The organism is Labedaea rhizosphaerae, from assembly GCF_004362825.1.
Taxonomy (GTDB): Bacteria; Actinomycetota; Actinomycetes; order Mycobacteriales; family Pseudonocardiaceae; genus Labedaea; species Labedaea rhizosphaerae.
This window is the reverse complement of record NZ_SNXZ01000001.1, coordinates 392,319-406,174: the sequence shown is the minus strand read 5'-3', so window position 1 is coordinate 406,174 and position 13,856 is coordinate 392,319. Positions and strand designations below refer to the sequence as shown.

The following is a 13,856-nucleotide window of genomic DNA, read 5'->3' as shown; positions in this document are numbered from 1 at the left end:
CAGGGGACATGGAAACGTCTGTCGAACAGTTGGTGGAAGCCCTCCGCAAGTCGATGCTGGAGACCGAGCGCCTCCGCCAGCAGAACACCAAGCTGGAAAGCGAATCGGGCAAGGTCAAGACCGAGGAGCCCATCGCCATCGTCGGGATGGCGTGCAAGTACCCGGGTGGGGCCAACTCACCCGAGGAGCTGTGGGACCTGGTGATCAACGGCCGGGACGGCGTCTCGCCGTTCCCGACCGACCGGGGCTGGGACCTCGCCAACATCTACGACCCGGAACCGGGGAAGCTGGGCAAGTCCATCACCAACGAGGGCGGGTTCCTCTACGACTGCGCGGATTTCGATCCCGACTTCTTCGGGATCTCCCCGCGTGAGGCGTTGTCGATGGACCCGCAGCAGCGCCTGCTGCTGGAAACCTCGTACACCGCACTGGAACGCTCCGGCATCGACCCGGCGTCGTTGAAGGGCAGCAAGACCGGCGTGTACGGCGGCGTCATGTACCACGACTACGGGCCGGGCACGTCAGACGGCAGCTTGGTCACCGGCCGGGTGGCGTTCACCCTGGGGCTCGAGGGGCCTGCGGTCACCATCGACACGGCCTGCTCGTCGTCGCTGGTCGGCATCCACTGGGCCACGCAGGCGTTGCGGCGCGGGGAGATCGACCTCGCCCTCGCCGGCGGCGTCACGGTGATGACCGAGCCGGACATGTTCATCTACTTCAGCTACCAGCGCGGCATGGCCGCGGACGGCCGGTGCAAGTCGTTCTCGGCGGACGCCGACGGCACCGGCTGCTCCGAAGGCGTCGGCGTGATCGTGCTGGAGCGCCTGTCCGACGCCCGCAAGGCGGGGCACCACGTGCTCGCGGTGATCCCCGGCAGCGCGCTCAACCAGGACGGCGCGTCCAGCGGCATCACCACGCCGAACGGTCCCTCGCAGCAGCGGGTGATCAAGGCGGCGCTGGCCGCGGCGCACCTTGAACCGTCCGAAGTGGACTTCGTGGAGGCGCACGGCACCGGCACCAGCCTCGGCGACCCGATCGAGGCCCAGGCGGTGCTCGCCACCTACGGCAAGGACCGCGGCGAGAACGGGAAGCCGCTGCTGCTCGGTTCGCTGAAGTCGAACCTGGCCCACACGCAGGCCGCGGCCGGCGTAGGCGGCGTCATCAAGGTCGTGCTCGCCATGCAACACGGCCAGCTGCCGAAGACGTTGCACCTCGACGAGGCCAACCCCAAGGTCGACTGGGAGGCCGGCGCGGTCGAGCTGGTCCGGGAGAACACGCCGTGGCCCGAGACCGGTCGCCCCCGCCGGGCCGGGGTGTCGTCGTTCGGCATCAGCGGCACCAACGCGCACGTGATCGTCGAGCAGGCGCCGCCGGTCGAGTCTTCCGCTTCCGAGGCCGAGCGGGAGCTGCCCGCCGTCCCGGTGGTGCTGTCCGCACGCAGCCCGGAAGCCCTTGCCGCGCAAGCGAAGCACTGGGCGTCGTACCTGGCCGCCAAGCCGGACGACACCCGGATCGTCGACGTCGGGTACTCGTCGGTCACCACGCGTGCCGTGCACGAGCACCGCGCCGTGATCACCGGCGCCGACCGCGACGAGGTGCTCCGCGGGATCACCTCGCTCGCCGAAGGCAACCCCGCGGCCAATGTGACCCAAGCCGTCGCGGGCAACCGGGTCTCGTCGGCGTTCCTGTTCACCGGGCAGGGCGCGCAGCGCATCGGCATGGGCAAGGAGCTCTACGACGCGTTCCCGGCCTTCGCGACCGCGTTCGACGAGGTGGTCGACGAGCTGGACAAGCACATGGACCGGCCTTTGCGGGAGGTCATGTGGGGCGCCGACGCCGACCTGCTGGCCCAGACCGCGTACACGCAGACCTCGCTCTTCGCGATCGAGGTCGCGCTGTACCGGCTCGTCGAGTCGTGGGGCGTGCGGCCGGACTACGTGGCCGGGCACTCCATCGGCGAGTTGGCCGCCGCGCACGTCGCCGGGGTCCTGTCGCTGGGGCACGCCGCCGTGCTGGTCGCCGCCCGCGGTCGCCTGATGCAGGCGCTGCCCAGCGGTGGCGCCATGATCGCGATCCAGGCCACCGAGGACGAAGTCAGCCCGCGGTTGACCGAGGGCGTCGGCATCGCCGCCATCAACGGGCCGCAGTCCATTGTGGTCTCCGGCACCGAGGAAGCCGCTTTGGCGGTGGCCGGGCACTTCGAGGCGGAGGGTCGCAAGACCACCCGGCTCAAGGTGTCGCACGCGTTCCACTCGGCGTTGATGGAGCCGATGCTCGCGGGCTTCGGCAAGATCGCCGCGGCGCTGTCCTACGCCAAGCCGCGGATCCCGGTCGTCTCCAACGTCACCGGCACCATCACCGACGAGGTCGCCACCGCCGGCTACTGGGTGCGGCACGTGCGGGAGGCCGTCCGGTTCGCCGACGGCATCGCGTTCCTGCGCGGTCGCGGGGTCCAGCGGTTCCTGGAGCTCGGTCCCGACGGGATCCTCACCGGGATGGCTCGCCAAACCCTCGACGACGACAACACCGTCGTGGCACCGGTGTTGCGGCGCAACCGGCCGGAGGTGGCGACCGCGGTCGCCGGCATCGGGCACCTGTACGCCTCGGGCGTGAAGGTCGACTGGAAGGCGTTCTACGCCGGCACCGGCGCCCGCGCGACCGGGCTGCCGACCTACGCCTTCCAGCGCAAGCGCTACTGGATGGAGGAGCTCAAGTCCGGTGACGTCAGCGGTGTCGGCCAGGTCGCCGTGGACCACCCGCTGCTCGGTTCGGCGATCGCGCTGCCCGACACCGACGGCCTGCTGCTCACCGGCCGGCTGTCGCTGGACTCGCACGCCTGGGTCGCCGACCACGACATCCTGGGCAGCGTCCTGTTGCCCGGCACGGGTTTCGTGGAGCTGGCGGCGCACGCGGGCGACCAGGTCGGCTGCCCGGTGCTGGAGGAGCTGACGTTGCAAGCTCCGCTGGTCCTGCCCGCGACGGGCGGGGTGGCGTTGCAGGTCATCGTCGGCGCGCCGGACCCGGTGGGCGGGCGCACCGTGCGGATCTACTCGCGGGAGCAGGCCGACGCCGACACCCCGTGGATCCTGCACGCCGATGGTTTACTCGGTTCACGGCCGGAAAGCTTGTTGACTGATGTAACAGACTTCAGCACCTGGCCGCCCGAGGGCGCCACCGACGTCACGCCGGACGACCCGTACGGCCTGCTCTTCCAGCAGGGCTACGGCTACGGCCCGGTGTTCCAGGGTCTGAAGCGGATGTGGCGGCGCGGCGAGGAGGTCTTCGCCGAGGTGTCGTTGCCCGAGCACGCCCACGCCGACGCCGCACGGTTCGGGATCCACCCGGCCCTGCTCGACGCGGCCATGCACGCCCTCGGCGTCGGCGACGACATCACCGGCGAGGAGGACACCGAACTGCCGTTCGCGTGGTCGGACGTGTCGCTGCACGCGGTCGGCGCGAACGCGTTGCGGGTCCGCCTGAGCCGCATCGCCGACGACACTCTGACCATGTCGATGACCGACGCGGCCGGGCGGCCGGTCGCCACCGTGGGGTCGCTGGTGTTCCGGCCGGTGTCGGCCGAGCAGCTGGCGGGCGGCAACCTGGACTCGCTCTACGGCATCGGCTGGGACCAGATCCCGGTCGGCGACGCCTCGCCTTGCACGGCTTGGTCTTCGGCGCCGTCCGGGCCGGTCTCCGGGCGAGTCGTCTTCACGGTCCCGGCCTTCGACGGTCCGGTGCTGGAGGGCGTGCGGTCGGCCACCCACGAGGTGCTCGCGGTGCTGCAGGAGTTCCTTGCGGCCGACCGGTTCGCCGACGCGACGCTCGCCGTGGTCACCACGGGTGGCGCGGTCGTCGGGGACGAGGCCGTGGATTTGGGCCAGGCTCCGGTCTGGGGTTTGGTGCGGGCCGCGCAGGCGGAGAACCCGGGCCGGTTCCAGCTGGTCGACACCGATGGCTCGGACGAGTCCGCGTCGGCGCTCGAGGCCGCGTTGGCCACGGGTGAACCGGAGCTGGCGCTGCGGTCCGGCGTGGTGAGCGTGCCGCGTCTGTCCAAGGTGGACGGAGGTGGTGCGCCGGTCGCGATCGACGCCGGCGGTGCGGTGCTCGTCACCGGTGGCACGGGCGGCATCGGCGCCATCCTGGCCCGGCACCTGGTGACCGAGCGGGGCGTCAAGCGGCTGGTGCTGACCAGCCGCCGCGGTTCCGCCGCGCCGGGCGCGACCGAGCTGGTCGAGGAGCTGACCGGCCTGGGTGCCGAGGTCACGGTGGCCGCGTGCGACGTGGCCGACCGGGCCGCGGTGTCGGCGTTGGTTGACTCAGTCAACAACCTGATCGGTGTCGTGCACGTGGCCGGGGTGGGCGACAACAACCTGATCGGCGCGATGACGCCCGGGCAGTTCGACGCCGTGCTCGCCCCCAAGGCCGACGCCGCTTGGCACCTGCACGAGCTGACCGCGGACAAGGACCTCGCGTTCTTCGCGATGTTCTCCTCGGCGGGCGGCATGGTGCTCGCGGCCGGCCAGGCCAACTACGCGGCGGCCAACGTGTTCCTCGACGCGCTCGCGGCGCACCGGCACGCACAGGGCTTGCCGGCCACCGCGATGGCGTTCGGCATGTGGGGCGTGCGGACCGGGCTGATCGAGGACGTCGAAGAGGACACCCGCCTGATGGCCGCCCGCGGCCTGCCGGCGCTGGCGGTCGAGGAAGCCCTGGCCCTGTTCGACGCGTCGCTCGACTCGGGCAAGGCGAACCTGGTGCCGCTGCGGGTCGACACCGGCACGTTGCGCTCCCGCTCCGACGAGCTCCCGGCGCTGCTGCGGGGTCTGGTGCGGGGACCGGCGCGCCAGCACCGGGCGGCCGCGGACTCGGGTCCGGTGGACCTCGCCGCGCAGTACGCGTCGGCGTCCAGCGAGGAGAAGACCAAGGCGATGCTCGAGCTGGTCCGCACCCACGCGGCCGCCGTGCTCGGCCACGACGGGCCGGACGCGATCGAGCCCGACCGCGGCTTCCTGGACATCGGCTTCGACTCGCTGACCGCGCTCGAACTGCGCAACCGGCTCGGGGCGGCCACCGGCAAGCGGCTGCCCCCGACGGTGATCTTCGACTACCCATCGGCGCAGGAACTGGCCGGGCACGTGCGTGAGCTGCTCTTCGGTGTCGAGGAGCAGGCGGACGCGCTCAGCGACGCGACCGCGGACGAGCTGTTCTCGTTGCTGGACAACGAGTTCGGCGACCTGGAATCAATCGGCTGAAGCACCCGGAGGACATCATGGTGAAAAACATCGTCGTAGTCGGTGCTTCGGCTGCCGGGCTCACGGCCGTGGAATCGTTGCGCAACAAGGGTTATGAGGGTCACCTGACCCTCGTCGGGGACGAGCCGCACGTCCCGTACGACCGCCCGCCGTTGTCGAAGGGCCTGCTCGCCGGCGACATGACCACCGACCAGACCCTGCTGCGTTCGGCCGACGCGCTGTCGGCGATCGACGTGGAGTTGCGCTTCGGTTCCCGCGCCACGGCGCTGGACCAGGAAGCCCGCACGATCAGCCTGGCGTCGGGGGAGAACCTGCACTACGACGCCGCGGTCATCGCCACCGGCATCCGGCCGCGCCGGCTGCCGTGGGGCAACGACATCGCGGGCGTGCACGTGCTGCGCACCCTCGACGACTCGCTCGCCCTGCGGGCACAGCTGACCAACGGCTCGCCGCGGGTGGCGGTGATCGGCGCCGGGTACCTCGGCTCCGAGATCGCCGCCACGTCACGCGGGCTGGGTCTGGAAACCACGCTGATCGACACGAACCCGACGCCGCTCTTCCACCAGGTGGGCCCGGTGGTCGGCGAGCACGCGGCGGCGTTTCACCGCGAGCACGGCGTGAACCTGGTGCTGCGCCGGCACGTCACCGGCATGCAGCAGACCCAGGGCCGGGTCACCGGCGTCCAGCTGGCGGACGGCATGACGATCCCCGCGGACGTCGTGGTGGTCGCCATCGGCTCGGTGCCGAACACCGAGTGGCTGCGCTCGTCCGGTTTGGACATCGGCGACGGACTGCTGGTCGACGAGTTCTGCAAGGCGGCGCCCGGCATCTACGCGGCCGGTGACGTGGCGAACTTCCCGCACGCGCTGCACGGCGGCCGGGTGCGCATCGAGTTGCGCACCAACGCCGCGCAGATGGCCATGGCCGCCGCCGGGAACCTGCTGGACGGCGACACGCGCCCGTTCACCCAGATTCCGTTCGGCTGGTCCGACCAGTACGACGCGAAGATCCAGACGTTTGGTTGGTGTGCTTCTGATGCCGATGTGGAGGTAGTGCATGGCTCTTTTGCGGAGGGCACGTTCTCGGCTGTGTATCGCAGCCGGGGTCGCATTGTTGGTTGCGTTGGGTGGAACACGATCAAGGGACTGAAGACGTTCCGGCCCCAGATCGGGAAGGAGGAGCGCATCGCCGCCTGAAACCCTGTGCACGAAACGCCCAGCCTTCCACGCGGCTGGGCGTTTCGTCATGCCCGGTGGACCTCCGCGAGCAACTCCAGATCGTCCGCGCTCAGCCGGAGTTCGCCCGCCGCAACGTTTTCGGCCAGGTGTCCCGGGTCGCCGGTGCCCGGGATCACCAGCACGTTCGGGCCCTGGTGCAGCGCCCAGGCCAGTCGGACCTGGGCCGGTGTGGCATCGTGCTCCTTCGCGACGGTCAGCACCGCCTCGGCCTCTGCTTGCACGGCACCCGCTTCCCGGCCGGCGCCCGCGATCGCGAAGAACGGCACATAGGCGATGCCCTGTTCGGCACACGCCCGCACGAACTCGTCCTGCTGGGGCCGGTGCCCGAGGCCGTAGGAGTTCTGCACGCACACCACCGGAGCAATCTCCTGTGCCTGCGCAACATGTTCGCGCTTCACGTTGGAGAGCCCCAGGTGCCGGATCAGCCCGGCCGTGCGCAGTTCGGCCAGCACCCCGAAGTGCTCGGCCACCGAGTCCATTCCGGACTGGCGCAGATTCACCACGTCCAGCGTGTCGAGGCCGAGCTCACGCAGGTTCCGCTCGACCTCACCACGCAACTGCGCCGGTGTCGCTTGCGGCAGCCATCCGCCGGCGGCGTCCCGGCGCGGTCCGACTTTGGTCGCGATGACCAGATTATCCGGATATGGCGCCAAAGCATCGTGGATCAGCTCGTTGGCGCCGTGCGCGGGGGAGAAGTAGAACGACGCCGTGTCGATGTGGTCGACGCCGAGCTCGACGGCCTTGCGCAACACCGTGATGGCCTCGGCACGGTCGCGGGGCACCGCATCGGGGATGAGGGCCGTGCCCCGCTGGGCCAGTCGCATCGCGCCGAAGCCGACGCGGTTGACAGAGAAGTCACCGAGGTTCCTCGTCACCGGTCCAGTCATAGCAGAATTCGGCCCGGCCACCCCAGGGTGACCGGGCCGAGTCGTGTGCGGCCGAAGCCTACGAGCAGGTGCAACCGACGCCGGAACTCTCGGTGCCACCGGGGCTGACCCCGATGCCCGAACCGCCGGGGCTGCTACCGAGACCCGAACCGCCGGTACTGCCGAGGCCCGAACCACCGGTGTTGCCCGAACCGAAGCCACCGCCGTAAGCACCGGGGTTGACGGTGCTGAGGCCACCGCCGAGACCGGAACTGCCGGTGTTGCCTGCGCCGATATTGAGCGAACTCGTGTCGCCCGGCCCGCCGGGGGCGCTCCAGGCGCCCGGGGCCGGCCCTTGGGGCGCAGGCGGGTTCATCGGCGCGAACATGTTCGTACCGCTTGCCAGCATGCCCGGGGCCAGACCCAGCATCGGATCCATGACGGGTCCGGGCTGGGGTGCCGGCGCCGGCGCTTGTGCGCCACCGCCCGTGGCCGCCAAGCGGCTGTTGCCGGCGGCGGTGTCAGTGCTCGCTCCGACTGCCGGAACAGCGTCGGCCTTGGTCCCCGGCACGTTGCCCGAGCCGGAGTCCGCACCAGAGGCGTCGGCCCGGCTCGGCGGTGCGGTTCCCGCATCGGGCGCCGGACCCGCGCTCGCACCCCGGTCCGAGGTGGAACCTGAACCCGAATCCGCCGGCGGAGTCGAACCTGTCGCCGGTGCCGAACCCGCACCAGTGCCGCTCGATCCCTTGGCCGGTGTCGATCCCTTGCCGGGGGTCGAACCGTTGCCGGGGGTTGAGCCCTTGCTGGGGGTCGATCTCTTACTCGGGGTCGATTCCTTGCCTGGAGTCGAACCCTTGCCCGGGGTCACCCCGTTGTTCGGAATCAACCCACTGCGCGGGATCAAGCCCTTGCTCTTGTCCTTGCCCAGAGCCAAGCCGGACGCCGGCGTCGAGTTCGTCCCATCACTGTGGTGCTCGTCGACAACGGCCGGCCGGGGGTGCTTGGGCATGGCCTTCTTGTGTTTCCTGGGACCTTGGGCGGCGCGGTCGTCAATGCCGTCACCATTGACGTCCGGCACCAACTGCTGCAGCTTGGAGAACGGCGTCAGCCGGTCCCCGGTCGGTGCCGGCGACTTCAGTCCCAGCGCCTTGGCCAGCGCCTTGGCGATGGCGTTGGACATCAACGCGCCACCGCGGGCATTCGGGTGGAACGGCTCGTGCGACGCCCATTTGCCAACGCCGCCGGTGAAGGCCACACCCGTGTCGGTGAGCCCGGGGTTGTCGGTGTACACCTCGCGCCCGGTCATCGACTGGGAAACGTCGGCCAGTTCGGCACAACCGCACACCTCGACCGCCTTGGCGATCGCGGCGTTGAGCTGCTTGCCGAACGCCTGGATGCGCTGCAACTCATCCTTGCTGAAACCGCTGTAGTACGGCGTCTTGACCTTCGGGTCGATGGCCAGTGGATAGTTCGGCACCACCAGCTTGGCGTGCGGTGCACGCTCGTGCACGGCCTGGTAGACCTGCAGAAGCCGCGCGATCACCGTCGGCGCCTGGCCCGGGGCCGAATTCGCCGCCTGACTGCGGTATTCGTCGGCGCTCAACTGCGAGTCGAGCATCGGCTGGAGATCTTGGAGCACCTTGGTGAAGGCCTTGCCGCTGCCCGAGGTGATGGCATCGAACAGGACCTCGGCGAAATGCGCGTCGTTGCCGCCGAAACCGACGATCACGGCATCCGCGTCCGGCCGGACCAGATCCCGCTGCGGATTGTTGACCTGAGGACTTCCGGCCGACTCAGGTTGCTGAGGCGTGAAGAAATCCTTGGTCACCGCGCCCGAGGAAGCACCCATGGCGCCATGGATGGTCACGCTCGGGTTGGCGTCCTCGACCTTCTGCATCGCCTGCGCGCCGGCCGCGTCGGGCGACCGGTGCCGGGGGTCGTGGGCATCGAAATAAGTGCCCCGCATCCCCTCACCAGCGGAGTAGGAGTCACCGACAATATCTATCTTGTAATCCTTTGGGCCTGCCGCAGCGGCTTGAGCTGAGCCAAGGCAGACCAAGCCCGTCGCCATGACGGCTCCGGACGAAACCAGCGCAAGAGCCCGACTGATCTTGAATGTCAAGGACTCTCCCTTCTCGCAAATGCGATGAGGACCCTGGCAGGTCCACGAAGCGCAGTGTCGGCCGCAGAAGAGGGGGGCCACGACGGCACATTTCACGTCTCAAGTGACTTGTGAGTGAATTTCTCGCGGTCGACGACCCGGCTTGGTGTCGTTCGGGCACGTGGCATGGACAGCACGTTGCCTGGCTGGTCAGGGCAGGCGGAAACGGCGAACGCCCGGCCTGTCCGCGGCCGGGCGTTCGTGGTCAGAGAGTCACCGTTCCAGGCGCAGCAGACCGGCGTCGCAGAGCTCGTCGACCCAGAGGCCCATGTCGGCCCGGACGGCCTTCTCGTCGGCCTCCCACGCCTCGGCGAGGTGCTGCGCGGCGCGGTCGAGCTGGCCGTCGTGATCGCGCAGGGAGATCCACATGGCCGCCCCTATGGGGTGGCAGAAGTAGCGGCGGCCGGTCTCGTCGGAGACCAGCTCCAGGTAGCCGTTGTCGAGCAAGGTGTCCCGGACCCCGGGAGCCGGCCGGACCGGTGCGGCGCCCGCGTTGATGATGAGGCGCAGCGTGCCCGAGCTGGTCGTCCGCCAGTGGCCGTGGTCGGCTTTGACGAGTGCGACCAGCGGCAGCTCCACACCGCTGGACGTGCTGTGCGCGGTCATGGATCGCCTCCCTTCCGCCGTGGTCGAGGTGTACCCCTCAACCCCTGTGCGTATAGCATACACGATGCGTGCGACATACGCATCCCTTGAGCGGGCTCGTGATCAGGTCACGGGATTCGGGGATGCGTGTGGCGTACGCTCGATCCGATACCCACCGGAAGCGGGCTTTGAATGACCACCAGCGAGCACAGGGGCGGGGACCTGCCGCACGGCCTCGAGGTGCTGTGGGACCTCCGCGAGAAGGCGCAGCGCGGGCCCCGGGAGGGGCTGTCGGTCGAGCGGATCGTGGCCGCGGCCATCGCGTCGGCCGATGAGGACGGGCTGGCGTCGCTTTCCATGGCCAGGGTCGCGAAGCGCCTCGACTTCGCCACGATGTCGTTGTACCGCCACGTGTCCAGCAAGGACGAGCTGCAGATGCTCATGGTGGACGTGGCCTACGGGACGCCGCCGGTGCTGACCGAGACGGGCGACGAGTGGCGCGCCGGGCTGGAGAAGTGGGCGCGCGCCTTCCTGGAGGTCTTCCGCGCGCACCCGTGGATGCTGCAGATCACCGTGGCCGGACCGCCGCTCGAGCCGGGGCAGCTCAGCTGGCTGGAATGCGGGCTGCGCACGCTCGGCGGCACGGGGCTGCGCCCGGACGAGAAGCTGTCCGTGATGCTGTTGATGATCGGGTACGTCCGGACCAACGCGCAGTTGTTCGGCAGCTCGCCGGCCGTGGACGGCGAGGATGCCGCCGACGCCGACCTGATGGCCTCCTACGGGAAGATGCTGGCCAACATCGTTGCCCGCGACGCGTTCCCGGCGTTGTCGGAACTGATCGAGGCGCACACGTTCGACGAACCGAAGGACGACTTCGGGTTCGGGTTGGAGCGGGTGCTGGACGGGATCGACGCCCTGGTGCGGTCACGTGTGACACAGTGATCTCTTGTGGGATCCCTTGTGGGCGATGACGGTGCGGCCGCGCTGCGACGGATGGCCGGGCTTGCGACTCCCATGGCGCTTCGCGTCGCGGTGACCCTCGGGTTGCCGTCGCGCCTGTCCGGGGTTTCGGTTCCGGTCGAGGAGCTGGCGGCCGAGCTGAAGGTCTCGTCGGTGCCGCTGGAACTGTTGCTCAACCACCTGTCGACCCTCGGCGTCGTCGAGCGGCTGGATGACGGGTTCCGGCTGACGCCGTTCGGGGCGAACCTGCGCGATCCGTTCACGGAGGTGTTGCTGCGCCTGGATTCCTCGGCCGGCCGGGCCGAGCTGGCCTTCGTGGAACTCGCGCACAGCGTCGCCACCGGGGAGGCGGCTTATCCGCGGCGGTACGGTCAGGACTTCTGGGCCGACCTCGCGGCGGACCCGTCGTTGCGCGAGTCCTTCGACCGGCAGATGGTGCTGCGTTTCCAGGGTCAGGTGCCGCAGATCCTGTTGAGCTACGACTGGTCGCAGTTCTCGTCGATCCTCGATGTCGGCGGTGGGCGCGGAGATCTGCTGTCGGCGATCCTTTCGGTGAATCCCGAGATGCGGGGGAACCTCCTCGACCTCTCACCGACCGCCGAGGAAGCGCTCGAGACGTTTCGCGCTCGCGGTGTCGCGGATCGGGCCGAGGTGACGGCGCAGAGCTTCTTCGACCCGCTTCCCGTGGGATTCGATGCCTGTTTGCTGGTCGACATCATCCACGACTGGGACGACTTCAACGCGCACCGGATCCTGGCCCGCTGTATCGAGGCCGCTCCCGTCGGTGGGCGGATCCTTGTGGTCGAAGGGATCGGCGGGCGACGAGCCGCCACCGACATGGACCTGTCGATGCTGGTGATCTTCGGTGGCCGGGAGCGGACCGTGGCGGAGTTCCAGGCGCTCGGCGCGGATCACGGTCTGGTGCTGGAGTCCGTTGTGGATCTGACCGACCAGCGGTGTCTGATCGAGTTCCGCGTCGACGGTCAGGCATAACAAGAACGCCCGCCAGGCTGGGTGCCTGACGGGCGTTCTTCTCGTGCGTGTTAACTCAATCAACCAGCGGGGACCGCGACCGGCTCCTCGCCTTCGGTCTGCGCAGCCTTTGCCTTGCCCTGCTCGGGAATCGTGGCGTCGACGATGTCGTCGTCCGCCTCCTCGCGGGGCAATGCGGCCTCGATCGGCACCTTGCGGAGCAGGGCCCCGACGATCAGGGCCACCACGACCATGCCGATCGCGCCGGCCAGGGCGGCGACCTGCAGACCGTGGGTGAAGGCTTCCTTGCTGGCGTTGATCAGCTGCTGACCGGACGCCGGCGGGAGCTGGCCGGCGATCTGGGCAGCGGCACCAACGGTGTTCTGCGCGGCGTCCAGGGCCGGACCGGTCAGCCCGGCCGGGTGGACGTTCAGCATCTGGTGGTGGAAGACCGCCGACCCGATGCTGCCGATCAACGCGAAGCCCATGGCACTGCCGAACTCCGTGAAGGTCTCCGACATCGCGGCCGAGGCACCGGCGCGCTCCGGGGGAGCGGAGGTGACCACGATCTCCGCCGTGACCGTCTTCGAGGCGATCATTCCGGCGGCCATCAGGCCGACGCCGACGATCACGAAGACCACATTGGACCCGACCTTGAGCTGGCTCAGCACACCGAAACCGATGGCCATCACCGTCATGCCCGCGCCGATCAGGTACTTCGGCTTGACCTTGCGGGCGAAGACCGTCGTCAACGCGATGCCGATGCCGATCGCGGGCATGGCACCCAGCGACCACAGCGACGCCTTGAACGGGCTCATGTCGAGCACGACCTGCAGGTACTGGTTGGTCAGGATGCCGATGCCCATGAACGCGAGCATCACCGTCATGTTCGTGAGGATGGAGCCGCTGAAACCACCGCTGCGGAACAGCTTGATGTCGATCAGCGGGTTGGCCGCGGTGCGCTGGCGCTGGATGAACGCCGCAAGGAACACGACGCCGACACCCACGTAGACCATGCGCTCGTTGGAGTAACCGTTGACCGCGAGTTCCTTCAGGCCGTAGATGAGCGGCAGGATCGCGGCCAGCGACAGGATCGAACCGATCAGGTCCATCTTGCCGCGGTTCGGGTCACGGTATTCCGGCAGCAGGATCGGCGCGAGGATCAGCACCAGCACCATCACCGGGGCGTTGATCAGGAACACCGATCCCCACCAGAAGTTGTTCAGCATCAGGCCGCCGACCACGGGGCCGATGGCGGCACCGGTGGACAGGGTGCCGCTCCACGCGGCGATGGCGGTCTTGCGCTGCTTCGAGTCGTGGAACATGTTGCGGATCAGCGCGAGTGAGGTCGGGGTCAGCGTTGCCGCACCGAAGCCGAGCAGCGCACGCGCGCCGATCAGCGTCTCGGGGTCCTTGGCGAACGCACCGATGGCCGAGGCGATACCGAACACGACCGCACCGAAGATGAGCATCTTGCGCCGGCCGACACGGTCGGCGATCCAGCCCATGGTGACCAGCATCCCGGCCAGCACGAAGCTGTAGATGTCCATGATCCAGAGCAGTTGGGTAGCGCTTGGCTTCAGCGCCTCACTGATCGGAGGCATCGCGAAGCCCAGCACCGAGATGTCGATGGCGATCAGGAAGGTGACCAGGACGATCACCACAAGGCCGAGCCACTCCTTGATGCCAGCTTGGGGCTTGTTGTCCGTCATGGCGACTGTGGGTCCTCTCGTGCGTATCCGACACGCAGAGCGTATCACGTACACATTTGCGTGTCACGTACATGGGGAACGACCTGGTGTGTTCGGCCCACTACTCAAGG

7 protein-coding genes and 1 pseudogene are annotated in these 13,856 nt (G+C 69.1%); 4 read left to right on the top strand and 4 right to left on the bottom strand.

Annotation, left to right across the window (positions count from 1 at the left end; all coding sequences use genetic code 11):
- Window positions 1-41 precede the first annotated feature (41 nt).
- Together EV186_RS01705 and EV186_RS01700 are read left to right on the top strand one after the other, a co-directional pair.
- Window positions 42-5,252 (top strand): annotated as a pseudogene (locus EV186_RS01705) (SDR family NAD(P)-dependent oxidoreductase); the annotation flags it as partial.
- Between the two features lie 17 nt (window positions 5,253-5,269).
- Complete coding sequence (locus tag EV186_RS01700) at window positions 5,270-6,448, top strand: NAD(P)/FAD-dependent oxidoreductase (protein WP_133847309.1); 1,179 nt, start codon at window positions 5,270-5,272, stop codon at window positions 6,446-6,448.
- A gap of 47 nt (window positions 6,449-6,495) precedes the next feature.
- On the opposite strand, the gene EV186_RS01695 is transcribed toward EV186_RS01700, so the two are convergent.
- The 3 genes from EV186_RS01695 to EV186_RS01685 form a co-directional block, all read right to left on the bottom strand.
- Window positions 6,496-7,377 carry an oxidoreductase gene (locus EV186_RS01695; protein ID WP_133847308.1) on the bottom strand — a complete coding sequence of 294 codons (882 nt, stop codon included), beginning with the start codon at window positions 7,375-7,377 and terminating at the stop codon, window positions 6,496-6,498.
- A gap of 58 nt (window positions 7,378-7,435) precedes the next feature.
- Window positions 7,436-9,478, bottom strand: coding sequence for a GDSL-type esterase/lipase family protein (locus EV186_RS01690; protein WP_133847307.1), 2,043 nt, complete (start codon window positions 9,476-9,478; stop codon window positions 7,436-7,438).
- Between the two features lie 252 nt (window positions 9,479-9,730).
- Complete coding sequence (locus EV186_RS01685; RefSeq protein ID WP_243753772.1) at window positions 9,731-10,123, bottom strand: PqqD family peptide modification chaperone; 393 nt, start codon at window positions 10,121-10,123, stop codon at window positions 9,731-9,733.
- Window positions 10,124-10,294: 171 nt separating this feature from the next.
- On the opposite strand from EV186_RS01685, the gene EV186_RS01680 reads away from it, so the two are divergent.
- Together EV186_RS01680 and EV186_RS01675 are read left to right on the top strand one after the other, a co-directional pair.
- Window positions 10,295-11,044, top strand: a complete 750-nt coding sequence (locus EV186_RS01680) for a TetR/AcrR family transcriptional regulator (RefSeq protein ID WP_208115448.1) — start codon at window positions 10,295-10,297, stop codon at window positions 11,042-11,044.
- Between the two features lie 18 nt (window positions 11,045-11,062).
- Entirely contained in the window at window positions 11,063-12,055 is a 993-nt protein-coding gene (locus EV186_RS01675; RefSeq protein ID WP_243753771.1) for a methyltransferase, read from the top strand.
- 59 nt (window positions 12,056-12,114) lie between these two features.
- Here the strand turns inward: EV186_RS01675 and EV186_RS01670 are convergent, their stop codons facing one another.
- A complete protein-coding gene (locus tag EV186_RS01670; RefSeq protein ID WP_133847306.1) occupies window positions 12,115-13,746 on the bottom strand; it encodes an MFS transporter in 1,632 nt (543 codons plus the stop codon).
- Window positions 13,747-13,856: the final 110 nt, after the last annotated feature.

What these genes read in the sequence shown, in the direction of transcription:
- EV186_RS01685 (WP_243753772.1), bottom strand. Translation starts at nt 10,123, where the DNA reads ATGACCGCGCACAGCACGTCCAGCGGTGTGGAGCTGCCGCTGGTCGCA.
- EV186_RS01680 (WP_208115448.1), top strand. Translation starts at nt 10,295, where the DNA reads ATGACCACCAGCGAGCACAGGGGCGGGGACCTGCCGCACGGCCTCGAG.
- EV186_RS01700 (WP_133847309.1), top strand. Translation starts at nt 5,270, where the DNA reads ATGGTGAAAAACATCGTCGTAGTCGGTGCTTCGGCTGCCGGGCTCACG.
- EV186_RS01670 (WP_133847306.1), bottom strand. Translation starts at nt 13,746, where the DNA reads ATGACGGACAACAAGCCCCAAGCTGGCATCAAGGAGTGGCTCGGCCTT.
- EV186_RS01695 (WP_133847308.1), bottom strand. Translation starts at nt 7,377, where the DNA reads ATGACTGGACCGGTGACGAGGAACCTCGGTGACTTCTCTGTCAACCGC.